At 55.4% G+C, this 16,711-nt stretch carries 16 protein-coding genes; 14 read left to right on the forward strand and 2 right to left on the reverse strand.

The annotated features are described in order from the left end of the window. Positions 1-273: 273 nt before the first annotated feature. Positions 274-1,080 (reverse strand): enoyl-CoA hydratase, encoded by an 807-nt coding sequence (locus tag VAE57_RS03305; protein ID WP_322820479.1) that lies wholly within the window; start codon positions 1,078-1,080, stop codon positions 274-276. A 229-nt stretch (positions 1,081-1,309) separates the two neighbouring features. On the opposite strand from VAE57_RS03305, the gene VAE57_RS03310 reads away from it, so the two are divergent. The 13 genes from VAE57_RS03310 to VAE57_RS03370 all read left to right on the forward strand — a co-directional run bounded on the left by VAE57_RS03310 (position 1,310) and on the right by VAE57_RS03370 (position 14,511). Beyond that, positions 1,310-2,905, forward strand: a complete 1,596-nt coding sequence (locus VAE57_RS03310) for a 4-hydroxyphenylacetate 3-hydroxylase N-terminal domain-containing protein (protein ID WP_322820480.1) — start codon at positions 1,310-1,312, stop codon at positions 2,903-2,905. A 21-nt stretch (positions 2,906-2,926) separates the two neighbouring features. Then, positions 2,927-3,907, forward strand: coding sequence for a catechol 2,3-dioxygenase (locus VAE57_RS03315; protein ID WP_322820481.1), 981 nt, complete (start codon positions 2,927-2,929; stop codon positions 3,905-3,907). A gap of 93 nt (positions 3,908-4,000) precedes the next feature. Beyond that, positions 4,001-4,807 carry an IclR family transcriptional regulator gene (locus VAE57_RS03320; protein ID WP_322820482.1) on the forward strand — a complete coding sequence of 269 codons (807 nt, stop codon included), beginning with the start codon at positions 4,001-4,003 and terminating at the stop codon, positions 4,805-4,807. Beyond that, a complete protein-coding gene (locus VAE57_RS03325; RefSeq protein WP_322820483.1) occupies positions 4,759-5,676 on the forward strand; it encodes an acetaldehyde dehydrogenase (acetylating) in 918 nt (305 codons plus the stop codon). The genes VAE57_RS03320 and VAE57_RS03325 overlap by 49 nt, the downstream gene beginning before the upstream one ends. Next, positions 5,673-6,704, forward strand: a complete 1,032-nt coding sequence (dmpG, locus tag VAE57_RS03330; RefSeq protein ID WP_322820484.1) for a 4-hydroxy-2-oxovalerate aldolase — start codon at positions 5,673-5,675, stop codon at positions 6,702-6,704. The genes VAE57_RS03325 and dmpG overlap by 4 nt, the downstream gene beginning before the upstream one ends. Beyond that, entirely contained in the window at positions 6,701-7,204 is a 504-nt protein-coding gene (locus tag VAE57_RS03335; RefSeq protein WP_322820485.1) for a flavin reductase family protein, read from the forward strand. Before dmpG ends, VAE57_RS03335 begins: the two co-directional genes overlap by 4 nt. 84 nt (positions 7,205-7,288) lie before the next feature. After that, complete coding sequence (locus tag VAE57_RS03340; RefSeq protein WP_322820486.1) at positions 7,289-8,128, forward strand: alpha/beta hydrolase; 840 nt, start codon at positions 7,289-7,291, stop codon at positions 8,126-8,128. Positions 8,129-8,140: 12 nt separating this feature from the next. Further along, positions 8,141-8,359 (forward strand): tautomerase family protein, encoded by a 219-nt coding sequence (locus VAE57_RS03345; protein WP_012257238.1) that lies wholly within the window; start codon positions 8,141-8,143, stop codon positions 8,357-8,359. Positions 8,360-8,419: 60 nt separating this feature from the next. Then, positions 8,420-9,154 (forward strand): 4-oxalocrotonate decarboxylase, encoded by a 735-nt coding sequence (locus VAE57_RS03350; RefSeq protein WP_322820487.1) that lies wholly within the window; start codon positions 8,420-8,422, stop codon positions 9,152-9,154. Then, on the forward strand, positions 9,154-10,608 hold the full coding sequence (locus VAE57_RS03355) for an aldehyde dehydrogenase (protein WP_322820488.1): 1,455 nt from the start codon (positions 9,154-9,156) through the stop codon (positions 10,606-10,608). Before VAE57_RS03350 ends, VAE57_RS03355 begins: the two co-directional genes overlap by 1 nt. Continuing rightward, positions 10,590-11,411, forward strand: coding sequence for a 2-keto-4-pentenoate hydratase (locus tag VAE57_RS03360; protein WP_322820489.1), 822 nt, complete (start codon positions 10,590-10,592; stop codon positions 11,409-11,411). Before VAE57_RS03355 ends, VAE57_RS03360 begins: the two co-directional genes overlap by 19 nt. A gap of 11 nt (positions 11,412-11,422) precedes the next feature. Further along, complete coding sequence (locus VAE57_RS03365) at positions 11,423-11,644, forward strand: hypothetical protein (protein ID WP_322820490.1); 222 nt, start codon at positions 11,423-11,425, stop codon at positions 11,642-11,644. A 626-nt stretch (positions 11,645-12,270) separates the two neighbouring features. Continuing rightward, positions 12,271-14,511: an ATP-dependent helicase gene (locus VAE57_RS03370; protein WP_322820491.1), complete on the forward strand. Its 2,241-nt coding sequence runs from the start codon at positions 12,271-12,273 to the stop codon at positions 14,509-14,511. On the opposite strand, the gene VAE57_RS03375 is transcribed toward VAE57_RS03370, so the two are convergent. Next, complete coding sequence (locus tag VAE57_RS03375; protein ID WP_322820492.1) at positions 14,498-15,403, reverse strand: LysR family transcriptional regulator; 906 nt, start codon at positions 15,401-15,403, stop codon at positions 14,498-14,500. The two genes, VAE57_RS03370 and VAE57_RS03375, sit on opposite strands and share 14 nt — an antisense overlap. A gap of 250 nt (positions 15,404-15,653) precedes the next feature. Between VAE57_RS03375 and VAE57_RS03380 the strand changes: the two genes are divergently transcribed. Further along, on the forward strand, positions 15,654-16,711 hold a 1,058-nt coding region (locus VAE57_RS03380), incomplete at its 3' end, for a sensor histidine kinase (RefSeq protein ID WP_322820493.1).

The following is a 16,711-nucleotide window of genomic DNA, read 5'->3' on the forward strand; positions in this document are numbered from 1 at the left end:
TCTGCTGTCAACGACAGTTGCGTCTGGGTAGACATCGCGTACAACTTCCGTATCCCTCACGCTCCATCAGACTTGCATCGTACCTGACTCGCCAGCAATGGCGGTACGATGAACCAGTGAACCGTGTTCACGTACCACCTTCGCGTTAGCAACACCCGGCAGGCAAGGATGACCTTCTACAGCTTTGCCAGGCCTTGTCGCACTGAGGGACACGTAATCATCGTTTCGCAGACGCTAACCTTTCGTGCGTTGCTCGCCAAAAATAGCTCGTTGTTAGCGTTCGACATTCGCCCACGCCGGCGGACGCTTCTCGACAAATGCACTGACTCCCTCTTGTGCACACGGTTCCATCATGTTGCATGCCATCGTCTGTCCGGCCAGCCGGTAAGCTTCTTCCATTGGCAGTTCAAGCTGGCGGTAGAAGAGCGACTTGCCGATGGCAATCGACTCTGCCGGCTTCGCCAAAATTGCATCCACCAGACGCTGCACCTCGGCATCAAGGTCTGCCGGTGCTGCTACCCGATTGACCAGCCCTAACCGCTGTGCAGTGACGGCATCGATAAACTCACCGGTGACCAACATCTCGAAAGCGGCCTTGCGCCCGATATTGCGCGACAGCGCAACCGATGGTGTCGAGCAGAACAGACCAACCGTAATCCCCGACACGGCAAACCGTGCTTCAGTCGACGCAACGGCCAGGTCACACATCGCTACCAACTGGCATCCGGCGGCAGTGGCAATCCCGTGCACACGTGCAATGACCGGTTGCGGCAGGCGCTGTATCGTCAACATCATCTGCGTACAACGGGCAAAGAGGTCTTCATAGTAAGCCTGATCGGGATGCGCTTGCATCTGCTTGAGGTCATGACCAGCGCAAAAGGCTTTACCGGCGCCCGCCAATACCACCACCCGTGCCTGCGGATTGGCGGCAATTGCATCGAGTTCACGTTGCAGTGCTGCCAGCATCTCTTCCGACAGGGCATTGAACTGGCGTGGCCGATTGAGGGTAAGGCGAATAACTCCACGCCCATCAATCTCGCTCAAGACGAATGGTTCGACAGCAACTTCGTGCCTTTCCATCGTAGACCTCCGTATGAATATGGTTTGGGGTAACTGCCACCATTGTACACGAAGACAGGTTGTCACGCACATTTTCCACAATCTCAACCCGCGTTCGACTATGTCGAATTTCATTATCGACACCGGCCAGTGCTCACCCTATAATCAAAATCACCGCGAAGATAAAAAGCCAGGAGAATACCACAACGCGGCAACGGCGCTAGGATTCATTTCACAGGGAGGTGAGGTTATGACGGTATCCGAAGCGATGACGGAGACTACCGTAGCCGGTGTGCGCCCGATGAACGGGCGTGAGTATCTGGACAGCCTGCGCGATGATCGAGTGATCTACTTTCAGGGGGAGCGGGTGAAGGATGTTACTATCCATCCGGCATTTCGCAACTCGGCACGTATGGTGGCACGCTGGTATGATCGTCTGCACGAACTGCACCAGGAAGACGCGGCAAGAGGTGGGCCTGAAGACTGGAAGTGGACAATGCCGACCGATACCGGCAGTGGCGGCTGGACGCATCCCTTCTTCGTCGGCTCGCGAACGGTTGCTGATCTGGTGCGAGCACGAGATACTATTGCCGAGCTACAGCGAGCCGTCTACGGCTGGATGGGGCGCGCACCTGATTACAAAGCCGCATTTACCGGTACGTTAGGGGCCAATGCTGAATTTTATGCTCCCTACCAGGAAAATGCTCGTCGCTGGTATCGGAAGACTCAGGAAGAGCTGATTTACTGGAACCACGCCATTGTCAACCCACCGATTGACCGCAATCGGCCTCCAGACGAGGTTCGTGACGTGTACATGCACGTTGAGCGCGAAACTGATGCCGGTCTGATCGTTTCAGGGGCAAAGGTCGTAGCAACCGGCAGTGCCCTGACCCACGTCAATTTTATTGCGCATTACGGGCCGCTCCCCATCAAAGAGAAGCAATTTGCACTGATCTTCGCCGTTCCCATGAATGCGCCCGGTATCAAGCTGATTGCTCGCACATCCTACGAGTATAATGCGGCAGTCACCGGCAGTCCTTTCGATTACCCGCTCTCCAGCCGTCTCGATGAGAACGACTCCATCCTGGTGTTTGATCAAGTCTTGATCCCCTGGGAGAACGTGTTTGTCTACGGCGACATTGAGAAAGTCAACACCTTCTTCCCGCTATCCGGTTTTGGTCATCGCTTCCCACTTCACGGCGGGGTACGTTTTGCCGTCAAACTTGACTTCATCACCGGCTTGATGCTCAAGGCGGTAGAAGCAACCGGCGTTGCCGAGTTTCGCGGTGTACAGGCGCGATTGGGTGAGATCGTCACTTATCGCAATCTCTTCTGGCAACTGACAGAGGCGATGGTGCGCAACCCGATGCCGTGGGTTGACGGTTACCTGTTGCCAAATCTCGAAGCCGCCTTCGCGTATCGGGTCATGGCACCGGATGCTTACGTCAAGATCAAAGACTTGATCGAGAAAGATGTGGCCAGCGCCTTGATCTATCTCCCTTCGCACGCCGCCGATCTGAAGAATCCCGAAGTGCGTGGTTACCTGGATCGGTTTGTACGCGGATCAAACGGCTACAGTGCTTTGGAACGGATTAAGTTGATGAAACTGCTCTGGGATGCCACGGGCACGGAGTTTGGTGGTCGCCACGAGTTGTACGAGCGGAACTACGCCGGTAATCACGAGAATATCCGGATCGAGACCCTGGGCGCGGCGATGGCTATGGGTGTAACGGCCCAAATGAAATCGTTTGCCGAACGCTGCATGGCCGAGTATGACCTCGATGGCTGGACAGCGAGTGATCTGATCAACCCAACTGATGTCAATGTTGTGATGGGTCAGCATTAGTTACGCATAAAGGAGGGATGTATGAGCGAGCCGATCTTTGACACTCACCAATTAGCCCACGTCGAAATCCTAACGCCCAAACCCGATCAGACACTCTGGTTTTTCCGCGATCTGCTCGGTATGGAGGTGACAACCCAACAAGGTCAGTCAGCCTATCTGCGGGCCTATGAAGACTGGTACCATCATACCCTTAAGATTACCGAAGCCAGAGAGCCGGGTCTGGGCCATGTCTCCTGGCGGGCCAGTTCACCACAGGCATTAGAGCGACGGGTAAAGGCGCTCGAAGCATCTGGCTTTGGTCGCGGCTGGTTCGATGGCGACCTCGGCCATGGGCCGGCCTATCAATTCACGACCCCCGATGGGCACCCGATGGAGATTCTGTGGGAAGTTGACTACTTCCAGCCGGCAGAGGATCAGAAGTCACCGCTGCTCAATCGACCACAGAAGCGCCCCTTGCGCGGCGTACCGGTCCGCCGTCTCGATCACGTCAATCTGCTCGCCTCAGATGTGACCGTCAACAAGCAATTTATGATGGATCAGTTGGGCTTCCGGCTCCGTGAGCACATTATGCTCAACAACGGGATCGAAGCCGGTTGCTGGTTGAGTGTCTCGCCGTTAGTGCATGAAGTGGCGCTCATGCGCGACGGCAAGGGTGCCCGTGGCCGATTGCACCACGTCTGCTACTGGTACGGCTATCCCCAGAATCTCAACGATCTGGCCGATGTCTTCCGTGAGCAAGGTATTTTCATTGAAGCCGGCCCTGGCAAGCACGGCATCAGCCAGGCGATGTTTATGTACGTCTACGAACCGGGTGGCAATCGGGTTGAACTGTTTGGCGATCCAGGCTATCTGATCTTTGATCCGGCATGGAAGCCGATTGTCTGGACGGAAGAGACCCTGGCGGCTGGGATTGTCTGGTTCGGTGGTAATCTGCCGGGTGAATTCTTCCTCTACGGTACGCCGGTTGTTCACGAGCAAGAGCCGGCCCTGGCATCGGCATAATCACTACTCGCGGAAAGCGCAACCATCCAGGGGGCTTGCGCTTTCCGTCAATGCTTTACCTCACAACGGTGATCAGGCATGAAGGAGCACCCTATGCTGCAAACTTTGCAAAAAGCGGCGCGAGCGCTCACGCTGTTTACGCCAATGCATCCGGAATGGAGTGTTGGCGATATGGCGAAAGCGCTCGAATTACCTAAATCAAGCGTCTCGGAATTGTTGAGTAGTCTGGCCGAACAAAATCTGCTGCGCCGGGTGGGATCGGGACGTTATCGATTAGGATGGCGCCTGCTCGAATTGGGCCAAACCCTGCTCAAGACGACAGAGTTTCGCGAAGAAGCGCGAGCTGTGATGCAAGAGATGGTTGCAGCATGGGGTGAGACAATGCATCTGGCGGTACTCGAAGCAGGGACGGTTGTCTATTTAGAGAAATTACGCGGTCAGCAGGGTTTGCAGGTCGAGCTGTCGGGGATTGGTGTGCGCTTGCCGGCTCACTGCTCTGGCGTGGGTAAGGTCTTGCTGGCCCATCAACCCTGGCCAGAGGTTCTGCGGGTGGTTGGCGATGATCAACTCTATCCATTTACATCCAACACCATCACCTCCCTCGATGCGCTGGCCGAAGAGTTAGCCCATGTGCGCCAACGTGGATATGCATACGATCTGGAAGAGGTCTCGATTGGCCTCTGTTGTGTGGCAGCTCCAATCCGTGATTATGAGGGAAATGTGATTGCTGCCATCAGTTTCTCGACTCCCACCCACCGCTTTCGCAAGCATCGCGAACAATACACGCGCGCAATCGTTGAAGGTGCGCAACGTATCTCTGAGCGGTTGGGGTACTATGGAGGAACATCTGCATGCAAATCGACAAAGTTAAAGTCGCCATCCTCGGTTCCGGCAATATAGGCACCGATTTGATGTACAAACTGCTGAAGCAGCCGGGCAGAATGGAGCTGGCGCTCGTTGCAGGTATCGATCCGGCCTCCGAAGGATTGGCTCGCGCCAGACAGTTCGGTATTCCGACTGCAACTGACGGCATTGAATCGATTCTGGCCGATCCCGATATTCGCATCGTATTTGATGCTACCAGTGCGAAGGCGCACGTGCGCCACGCCAGGCTTTTGCACGAGCACGGACGTATCGCTATCGATTTGACACCGGCTGCACGGGGGCCGTATGTGGTTCCACCGGTCAATCTCGGTGAGCATCTTGAGGCACATAATGTGAACCTCATTACCTGTGGCGGACAGGCAACCATTCCGCTGGTTTATGCGGTGAGCAGGGTAACAGCCGTTCGCTATGCCGAGATGGTGAGCACTGTTGCGAGTCGTTCAGCCGGGCCAGGTACACGCCAGAATATCGATGAGTTTACCTTTACTACGGCACGGGGGTTAGAAGCCATCGGCGGTGTCCGTGAAGCAAAGGCGATAATTATTTTGAATCCGGCCAATCCACCGATTCTGATGCGAAATACCATCTACGTTGTGCCAGAGGGCGATTTTGATGAAGAAGCCGTGCGCCAATCGGTAGCACAGATGGTCGCTGATGTACAACAGTACGTCCCCGGCTATCGGTTAAAGAGTCTACCCGTCATCGAACAACGATCAACGCCCTGGGGTGAGCGACCGGTCATCATTATGCTCCTGGAAGTCGAAGGTGCAGGCGATTTTCTCCCAACGTATGCCGGGAATCTCGACATTATGACTGCCGCCGCACGACGGGTAGGTGAACTATTCGCCGCACACCTCTTGTCGAAGCTGGAGGTGACCGTATGAAACCACCACGGCTGACCGATACAACGCTCCGTGATGGCTCGCATCCGATGCGCCATCAGTTTACCCGCCAGCAGGTAGCTACGATTGTCCAGGCTCTCGACCGGGCCGGTGTGCCGGTGATCGAGGTGAGTCACGGCGATGGATTGGCCGGTTCGTCGCTGCAATATGGCTTCTCGCACACATCAGAATTCGATTTGATTGAAACGGCTCGTCAACACGCAGAAAGAGCGAAAATTGCTGCCCTGATGCTACCGGGCATCGGCACCCAGAAGGAATTGAAAGAGGCGGTGGCTCGCGGGGTGCAAGTAGTACGGATAGCGACACAATGCACAGAGGCAGATATTTCTGAGCAGCATTTTGGTCTGGCAAAAGAGCTGGGGTTAGAGACGGTTGGCTTTCTGATGATGGCCCATATGCGTCCTCCTGAAGAGCTGGCCAGGCAGGCGAAATTAATGGAGTCTTACGGCGCCGACTGTGTTTACATTGTCGATTCAGCGGGGGCTATGCTGCCCCAGGATGCAGCGGCACGGGTGCAGGCCCTGAAAGCTACTCTTTCAGTGCAGGTTGGATTCCACGCTCACAACAACTTAGGGCTTGGTATCGCCAACACCCTGGCAGCGCTCGAAGCCGGTGCCGATCAGATCGATGGCTGTCTACGTGGCCTGGGGGCCGGTGCCGGCAACGCGGCAACCGAATTGCTGGCCGCGGTGCTTGACCGGCTGGAACTCAATCCTGGCCTTGATATCTTCGGTCTCATGGATGCGGCTGAGTATGTGGTTGCCCCCATCATGCCTTTCCAGCCTTTCCCTGATCGTGATGCCATCATCATCGGCTATGCCGGTGTCTATTCAACATTTCTGCTCCACGCCAAGCGCGCCGGTGCTCAATACAACGTCGATCCGCGCGAAATTCTGGTTGAATTGGGTCGTCGTCAGGCGGTAGCCGGCCAGGAAGATTGGATTATCGATGTTGCGCTCGAACTGAGTCGCCGGCACCAATCAAGTGCGCGAAAGGAGTCTCGCCCGTGAGCAATGCAGTATCAGTACGAGCAGAGGTTCCGGCCATCGATCCACGCCTCTTTCGCTCCACGATGGGCTGTTTTGCAACCGGAGTGACGGTTGTCACGACAGCCTATGAAGGCCAGATTCACGGCATGACGGCGAATGCGTTTCTATCGGTGTCGCTCGATCCCCCATTGGTGCTGGTTTCCATTGGTTGCCATTCACGCATGCATAGTCTGCTGGCCCCTGGCCGTCGCTACGGGGTAAGTAAACTAAGCGAGGATCAAGAGCAGCTCAGTCGTCATTTTAGCGGCAAGCCGGTTCCCGGTCTGCAACCCTCGTTCATCTGGCACGCCGAAACACCATTGCTTGCCGATGCGCTGGCGCATGTGGTAGCCCGCATTACCGATGCCCATCCCGCAGGCGATCACACGCTCTTCATCGGCCAGGTGGAGTATTTGCACTATCGTGAGGGGCGTCCACTGCTCTTCTTCCGGGGGCAGTACGGCAAGATGGCTGCCGTGTAGATGCGAGAGGATACACGATCCTCAAATCATCTATTCCGAGACCTGGTAGACAATGCCACAGGCTGTACAAGACAGGATAAACCGATGGTTGAACACATCATCACCGGTCAATTCACAACCGCCCTCCATCGACAGGGGTCTGGCGATGCACCAGCCATCCTCTTTATTCACGGCTCCGGTCCAGGTGCCAATGGCTGGTCGAACTGGAACCTGGCGCTACCAGCACTAGGTGAACAGTGGTACTGTCTGGCGCCTGACCTGATCGGATTTGGCGATAGTCAGCATCCCGATCCACCGCCGACAGACATTCGGCGCTGGATGCGGTTGTGGGTTGATCAGATGCTGGCGCTGCTCGATACGTTGGGATTAGCGCAGGTTGATCTGGTTGGCAATTCGATGGGTGGGGCAGTGGCGTTGCACTTGTTGCTGGAAGCGCCAGAACGATTTCGGCGGGTGGTACTGATGGGCGCGATTGGCGCACCCTGCCGGCTGACGCCGGAACTTGATCGCCTGTGGGGGTTTTACGACGATCCCTCAGCAGCCTTGCTGGCCCAGGCAATTCGCTGGTTTGTCTACGACGATGCGTTTGTGCGCGACCGGCTTGATGAGATTGTGCGGGTACGCTATGCCGCAGCGATGCGTACCGACGTTCGGCGCTCGTATACGGCCATGTTTCCGGCTCCCCGTCAGCAACACCTCGATGCATTGATCGTACCCGATGCCGCGTTACGCCGGATGACCCATCCAGTGTTGCTGATCCACGGACGCGATGATGCGATTGTTCCGGCTGATACCAGCTACTATCTGCTCAACCGGCTTCCCAATGCTGAACTGCATGTGATAGGACGCTGTAGCCACTGGACTCAGATTGAACATAGTCAGCGCTTTCATCAGCTTGTGCGTACATTTTTTGCCGAGACCTGAGAGGATAGTGATATGCTTCTTCTGCGCATTACGATGCTGGAGGGGCGGAGCACAGAGCAAAAGGCTGAATTGGCTCGTGCGCTTTCGGCAGCAGCGGCAGCAGCCTTTGATGTGCCACTGGCAGAGGTGCGCTTGATCATTCAAGAGGTGCCCCCAACCCACTGGACTGTTGGGGGGATTTCAATGGCTGAGTTGCGCCAGCAAGCCTCTACGTCAACCCAGGGTCAGTAACTCGTTTGTTCAGAATATTTGCGATTCACCCAAATAACGTGTCACCGCACGGAGACGACTATGGATCTTACTGCTGCTGAAGCAAGTCTTGCCGACGCAATTCAAACCGCTCGTGAGACACGCCGCACCCTGGTTGGTCGCACAACCGATTGGGGTGTCGATCTCAATGGCGCTTATCGTATTCAGCGCATGCATCACCCGGATACGGCGTGTATTGGATACAAACTTGGCCTGATTAGCCCGGCGAAGCAACGCCAGATGGGCTTAGCGCAACCAATCTATGGACGTATCAGTCGTTCCATGATCTACCAGCGTGAGGTACAGCTCGCTCACCTCATTCAGCCGCGCCTGGAACCAGAGCTGGCCGTCGTCTTGCGCCACAGCCTGCCGGCACACGCCGAACCCGGCATGATCGCTCGCGCCATCGGTGGCATCTTTCTGGGTGTGGATGTGCTTGATAGCGTGTGGGCTGATTACCGCTTCAGCGCCGTTGAGGTCGTTGCAGATAATGCCTCTGGTGGTGGATTTCTGCTCGGAGAGTCGCTCCTCGACCAGGTACCAACCGGCGAGTTATGTTTGTACCTGAACGGTGAACTCTGCACTGCCGGTCAGGTCGCCGCTCTTGGCAATATCGATCACCAACTGGGCTGGCTGGCAAAGACTATTGGCGGTCTGGCTGCCGGACAAATCGTCTTTCTAGGTTCGCCGGCTCAGGCCGTACCGGCCAGTGCCGGTGTCCTCGAAGTCACGTGCGGTAATACCATCCTTCAGGCACGATTGATAGGAGATGCATGATGGATTACCCATTTTTTCACGTCAGTCACTATATTGATGGTCAGTTCGTTGAGGGCGGATCGCGGTTTGATATTCTCTATCCGGCAACCAACCAGGTTATTGGATCGGCACCAGAGGCCGGAGCCGATGAGGTAGACGCAGCCGTCGCCGCCGCTTCCCGTGCCTTTCGCCAATGGAGCCGGCTGCCGGCTGCTGAACGTCGCCTGATTCTCAAGCGGTTTGCCCAATTGATCCGCGATCATGAAGCAGAACTGGCGGCCATCGAAACCTGGGATGTCGGGCGTCCAATTAGCGAGAATCGATCCGGCTATATCCCCCGTATCGCAGCTAATATCGAATTTTTTGCCGATTTTGCCGTTACTCACGGCAGTGAGTCCTATCCGATGGATAACGGCTATATCAACTACGTGTTGCGTCAGCCGGTTGGCGTTGCCGCGCTTATCGCACCCTGGAATATTCCCCTGCTTCAAGCGACCTGGAAAATGGGGCCGGCGCTGGCTTTTGGGAACACCGTGGTGCTAAAACCGGCGGAACTGACCCCCATCGGTACCTGGCGGCTGGCGCAACTGGCTCAGGCTGCCGGGGTGCCGGCAGGAGTGATTAATGTGATTCACGGCTTCGGTCCCGACTCGGCAGGTGAGCTGCTAACCCGTCACCCTGATGTAAAGCTTATCTCTTTTACCGGCGAGACCACTACTGGCAAGATCATCATGGCTGCTGCGGCACCAACCCTCAAACGGGTCTCGTTTGAATTGGGTGGAAAAGGGGCGAATATTATCTTCGCCGATGCTGATCTTGACCGCGCCGTTGCAATTAGTCTGCGCTCCTCCTTCTTTAATCAGGGAGAGTTCTGTCTCGCCGGGCCGCGACTGCTCGTACAACGGCCAATCTACGAAGAATTTCTCACCCACTTTCAGAAGGTAACATCTCAGCTTCAGGTTGGTGATCCCTTTGACCCCCAAACGCGGGTAGGGGCACTCATTTCACGTGAACATTACGAACGGGTCACCAGCTTTATTGATCTGGCACGTGCTGATGGCGCCCGCATCCTCACCGGTGGCACAGAACCTGTTTTGCCGGAACCATTCGCTCAGGGCAACTTTCTCAAACCCACCATCATTACCGACGTCAGGCCCCATGATCAGGTTTGCCAGGACGAGATTTTTGGTCCGGTCGTCACAGTTGTGCCCTTTGACGAAGAAGAGGAAGCGATTGCCATCGCTAATGGCGTCAGCTATGGACTTTCCGCCGTAGTCCAGACGCGTGATGTTGGGCGCGCAGTACGAATGGGATCAGCACTGGAAGCCGGAACGATCTGGATCAACGACTTTTTTGTGCGCGATCTGCGCGTACCTTTCGGTGGTATGAAACAGAGTGGGATTGGCCGGGAAGGCGGGCATTATAGTCTTGAGTTCTACACGGAGGCAAAGACGATATGTCTGAGCAATCAGTAACAACGCAAACCACCGACGATGCGCTTATTGTCACCCTGGCGCAACGGTTCGATCAGGCCTGGGAAGAGCGTTTCACCATACCTCCCCTCACCGAAAGCGAGGGCATTACCAATGCGGACATTGCTTACCGGATTCAGACGCATTGGACAGACATGCGTGTTCATCGCGGCGAGCGGATCATCGGGCGTAAAATCGGCCTGACCAGTAAAGCTGTGCAAGAGCAGATGGGGGTCAACGAGCCGGATTATGGCACTCTATGGGCTTCGCGCTATTTTCCGGCCAGGAATGGGCGTGCTGAAGCACCTTTTGAGATATTTCTCCAACCACGGGTCGAGGGTGAAATTGCGTTTCTGATCGGAGAATCTCTCGACTGGCCGGATATTACCCCGCAACAGGTGCTGGCAGCGACCGAGGCGTTAGCGGCAGCTATCGAAATTGTGGATAGTCGCATTGATCGCTGGCGCATTAAGCTGGCCGACACGATTGCCGATAATGCTTCCTACGGTGGCTTGACGATTGGTGCCTGGAGCAGGGCAATGCGCAGCAGCGATCTGCGTACCATCGGTATGGTGATGAGCCATAATGGTCGGCCCACCGTCTTTGGTGCCGGTGCCGCCGCACTTGGGCATCCGGCACTGGCGGTGGCATGGCTGGCGAACAAACTGCGCGCATTCGGGATTCCGCTGCGTGCTGGTGATATTGTGATCTCTGGAGCGTTAGCGGCAACAATTCCGGTGCAACGCGGCGATCTGTTCACGCTGGAAATGCATGATCAACCACCGCTTCATTTACGCTTCGTGTAAGGGAGAGTCATATGCCAATGCTCGAAGTCTTCTACAGCGGAAATCGACCGCCTGACCGTGCCCAGAAGCAGACATTTGCGACTGAAGCCAGTGCTGTCTTTCAGCGTGTGATCGGTACGCCACCGGGCCGGCTGCAATTGATGATCCAGATCGTGTCGCATGAAAATACTTTAGCTGTGATCGATCTTGATCGTTCTGATGGCGATACCATGGCTGATCCAGACCGGCAGTGATACATAACAGGTAGGTGATGGGTAGACGTTATCTCATAAAGCTGTACCATCGCACTATCCTCTATCAGCATTGGCTGATGGAGGGTTACGATGTTTCTGAGATAATATCTCTTGCTTTCACCATGACAACAGAGATATGCCCGGTCGTCCATCCAATCACGCACTAAAGAGATATTGTGTACGCTCCGTGATGCATGTCGCAGGTTTTGAGTGCGGAAGCCACGCTTCCGCATCCATCTTGCCTGATACCAGGTGTGTCGCACCGGTCACCATCCCGGTCACGGTGAAGTACGTGCTATTCACAATCATCTGGCTTTCAATGATAATCATGGGCATCATGTAAACGTCGTACCTGTGCTGAAGTGCCACGAGCCGTATCATCGGAACACCTCTTTTGGGTCATTGCAGGATGGGAAGAGTGGTTCAGCACGTCTGCGTTCAGGTGTGGTGCCGGGGAGATCTCTGGATAGAATGTCATGATTTCTCGCTCGTCTTGAAACCTCTCTCAATACATTCACTCCCTGCCTTTACCATGCTTCATCAACAAGCAACACAACTGCCAGAGCAGTGGTTATGCTATACTGTTGGCACCTGAATTATTAGCCCTCGATTCACCCAAATCGATCATGACAGACGATCTTTTAGCTAACCTCAATGAACCACAACAACGTGCCGTGACCACCATTACCGGGCCGGTGCTGGTACTGGCCGGGCCGGGGAGTGGTAAAACTCGTGTGCTTACCCATCGGATCGCCTATCTGATCGCCGAAACGGGGATTGATCCGCTTCAGATACTGGCCGTCACCTTCACCAACAAGGCGGCGCGTGAAATCCGCGAACGTCTGAACCTGCTCGTGGGCGAAACCGTTGCTAATGAGCTAACCATCGGTACCTTTCACGCGATTTGTACGCGCTGGCTGCGGCGCGATATTGTTCATCTCGGTCGTGAACGCGACTTTGTGATCTACGATAGCGATGATCAAGAGCGCCTGATGAAGCGAGTGCTGCGCGAACTGAATCTCAATGAAAAGCAGTATCCACCGCGCGCTATTCTGGGGGTCATTTCACGAGCAAAAAATGAGCTGGTCGATCCAGAGGTATTTGCCCGCACAGCCCGTAGCTACTTCGATGAGATTGTCGCCCGTTGCTACACACGGTACCAACAGCTCCTGATCGAAAGCAATGCGCTCGACTTCGATGATCTGCTCGTCGAAACGGTGCGCCTGTTCCAGGAACATCCCACCATTCTTCATCATTACCATCAGCGCTACCGGTTTCTACTCGTCGATGAGTATCAGGATACGAATCGTGCCCAATACCTGATCGTGCGTGCTCTCGCTGAACGCGACCGCAATCTGTTTGTGGTCGGTGACGAAGCTCAGAGTATTTATGCCTGGCGAGGCGCAGATATTCGTAATATCTTGCAATTTGAACACGATTATCCCGACGCCAGGGTTATTTTGCTCGAACAGAATTATCGCAGCACGCAGGCCATTCTCGATGCTGCGCAGGCGTTGATGAACGCCAGCCCCCAGCGCAAATACACCAAAAAGCTCTGGACGATCAACGGCAAAGGCGAGGCGGTCACGCTGTATGAGGCAAGCGATGAAGAGGACGAAGTCCAGTTTGTCGTTGATGAAATCCTGCGCTTAATCGCAGAAGGAAAGGCTCGTCCGGGCGACTGCGCTATCATGTACCGCACCAACGCGCAGTCCCGTCTGGTTGAAGAGGCACTTGTTCATGCCGGTGTGCCGTACTATGTGGTCGGTGGGGTGCGTTTCTACGAACGCAAAGAGATCAAGGATGTGCTCGCGTATCTCCGACTAATGGCAAATCCATACGATAGCGTCAGTCTGCAACGCATCATCAACTGGCCGGGGCGTGGGATTGGTGAACGTACCGTTGCCGAGCTGATCGCCTGGGCCAGGACGTTAGGGATGCCGCTTTACCAGGCGTTGCGCGAGATCGCCGACAACGATACTCTTTCCCATCCCTTTGGTGGCCGAGCGCGTACTGCACTGACAGAGTTTTATCGCCTGCTTAGCGAGCTGCATCAGTTGCACGGCATAATGGCGCTGAGTGATCTGATCGATTATCTGCTCAATCGGATCGACGTGCGCGGAACTCTCCACAGCGAATACGAGAGCGACGAAGCCGATGATCGCTGGCGCAACGTGCAGGAGTTACGAAATGCGGCATTGAAGTATGTCAACTTGCCGGTTGAACGTCAACTTACTGCCTTTCTCGAAGAGATTGCCCTGGTTGCTGATGTTGATGCGATTGATCGCAACAGCGATACGGTCACCTGCATCACGCTCCATCAGGCGAAAGGGCTTGAGTTTCCCTGTGTTTTTCTGCTGGGGATTGAAGAGGGACTGCTGCCGCATAGCCGGTCGCTGGATAACCGCGACTCGATTGAAGAAGAGCGCCGTCTCCTTTATGTCGGGATGACTCGTGCCCAACGACGCTTATACCTCTGTCATGCGACAAGACGCACTCTGTTTGGTCGCGTGAATATCGGTGCCCGCTCTCGGTTTCTCAACGACATTCCACCGACACTCGTCCAGCAGGTGCATCGTCGTGGTTATCGGGCTATTCCCGCTGTACTGGGGACAACGTGGCAGTTTCGCACCTCTGATCAGTCTGGACAGAACCGACGCACGGCAAGAAACCAGGCTCCGCTTCCGACACCGCAAAAAGCCGTTTTCTTCCCTGGACAGCGGGTACGCCATGCCACCTTCGGTGAAGGGATTGTCGTTGACAGCCGTTTGATCGAAGGTGATGAAGAAGTTACCGTCCGTTTCGCTGATCGCGAACGCCGGCTACTGGCGAGTTTCGCCCGGCTTGAGCAGCTTAGGGACGGATAAAAGTCTCGATTGTCCGCTGGCGTACTTCATTCACCAGAAACTCGCGCAGAGCACGGGCTGCCGGTGAAGCAGTGCGATCACTCCGCCAGACCAGGCCAAGTGAACGGGTCAGATGTTGGTCAGACACCGTCAGGCGCACGACATCAGTGCAACCGGCGACGGCCAGGGCAGGTACCAGTGACACCCCCAATCCAGCGGCCACAAACCGTACCAGGGTTTCCGTTTCCCCGCCCTCCAGCACGGTCTGAGGCGTAAAACCAGCCTCGCGACAGGCCTTTAGAGTTGCCTCGCGCAACTCATAGCTTGCCGGGGATAGAATCCAGCGTTCGTGACGCAACTCCGTCATTATCACTTCACTGCGCCGGGCCAGTGGGTGGGTTGTACTGACAATCAGCACCAGCGGCTCATTCAACAGCGGGGTTACCGTCAACTGTTCATCGGCCACCGGCAGCGCAACAATTGCCAGATCGGTGATACCGGCTTCCAGCAGATCTAGCAGCGACTGTATCCCTGCCTCGTGCAGGCGCAACGTGATACCGGGATACCGCTGATGAAAGATCGTTAGCAGTGGTGGCAAGAGATGAGTCCCCACAGTTGGAGGTGCGCCTATAGCAACCCGACCGGCTTTCAGGCCAATTCGCTCGGCCATCGCAGCCCGCGCCTCTTCAACCTGAGCGAGAATAGCCCGCGCATACGGTAACAGAGCTTCCCCGGCTTCTGTCAGGCGTAAACTACGCCCTACCCGATCAAAGAGGGTAATACCCAGCTCCCGTTCAAGCTGACTGATCTGCTTACTGAGTGCAGGTTGGGCAATATGCAGCTCGGCGGCGGCGCGAGTCACGTGTGAATGACGGGCTACGGCTTCAAAGTAGCGCAAATGGCGAAGTTCCATACTCTTGCCCTTCCATACTAGCGAACGCTCTACATGGTATGATACCAAATCCCGTTGGTTATGTGCGTTAGGACTTGACAGACTTGACAATTGACGTGGACGTATCATGGTCGTGAGCATGCGGCACATCATATCGCGATCAACAGGCTGGTCGATCCGGTTGGGCGTAAGACGTTGCATCCTCTGGCTGAACCGTCTATAATCTGAGCAGCAGGAGACCGGTGGCACGGTCAGCAGAGGAGAATCGGCAGTGTCAAGCGAAGAACTACAACAGCGCATCACAAACACCATCCAGGCTTACCGCGAAGAGATCGATCGTACTCGCCGTGAAATCAACGAGGTAGAGTCATTGCTGCGCCAGAATATGGCTGAAGTGGATCGGTTGGCGATGCGCGAAACCTCAATCGCCAATCGGGTACGTGATCTCGACGTTAACCTGGATCGTTACGAGAAAACCGACATCAAGACCTTCTTCAGCACGCTGATTGAAGTGCAGATGCGATTGCAGACGATGCGGGCGCAGGTCGAGCAATTGCAGGCCCGTCGCGAAACGCTGCGTAACCGGCAGAGTCTGCTGAATGACATAGTTGAATTGCTGGAACAGGCTGCAAGTGAGTTAGCGCGGAGTGCAAAGGTTGCCGATCTACCCTTCGATCCGCAGACCATGATTGCCAACATTATTCAATCGCAAGAGAGTGAACGGCTGCGCATCTCGCTCCAGATGCACGATGGCCCGGCCCAGGCCATGAGCAACCTGGTGCTGCGGGCTGAAATCTGCCAGCGCCTGCTCGACCGCGACCTCGATCAGGCCCGTGCCGAACTGGTTGCCCTCAAGACAGCAGTCAATAACACACTGCAAGAGACGCGCAAATTTATCTTCGATCTCCGGCCAATGACTCTCGATGATCTGGGTCTGGTGCCAACACTACGCCGCTATGTCGCTCAGGTTGCCGAAAAACACAAGATCGATATTAATTTAATGGTGCAAAACCTCGACCAACGCCTACCGGGTCACTACGAAGTAACCATCTTCCGCTTCATCCAGGAAGCGCTTAACAATGTTGTTCGTCATTCCGGGGCGACCCAGGCCCGCGTAATGCTCGAAAACAGCGACAACGTCCTGCAAATACTGATCGAAGACAATGGGAGTGGCTTCGCAGTCAAAGAAGCGATTGCCAGTGCTGGTACCCGCAAGAATATGGGACTGGCGAATATGCGCCAACAGATCGAGGTACTCTTGCAGGGTGAATTTGGTATCGAGAGTGCCATTGGTCGCGGCACGCGAGTCGCGGCGACAGTGCCGTTGCC

Origin of the sequence: Chloroflexus sp. (assembly GCF_034434295.1) — a bacterium.
In the GTDB taxonomy this organism is placed as follows: Bacteria; Chloroflexota; Chloroflexia; order Chloroflexales; family Chloroflexaceae; genus Chloroflexus.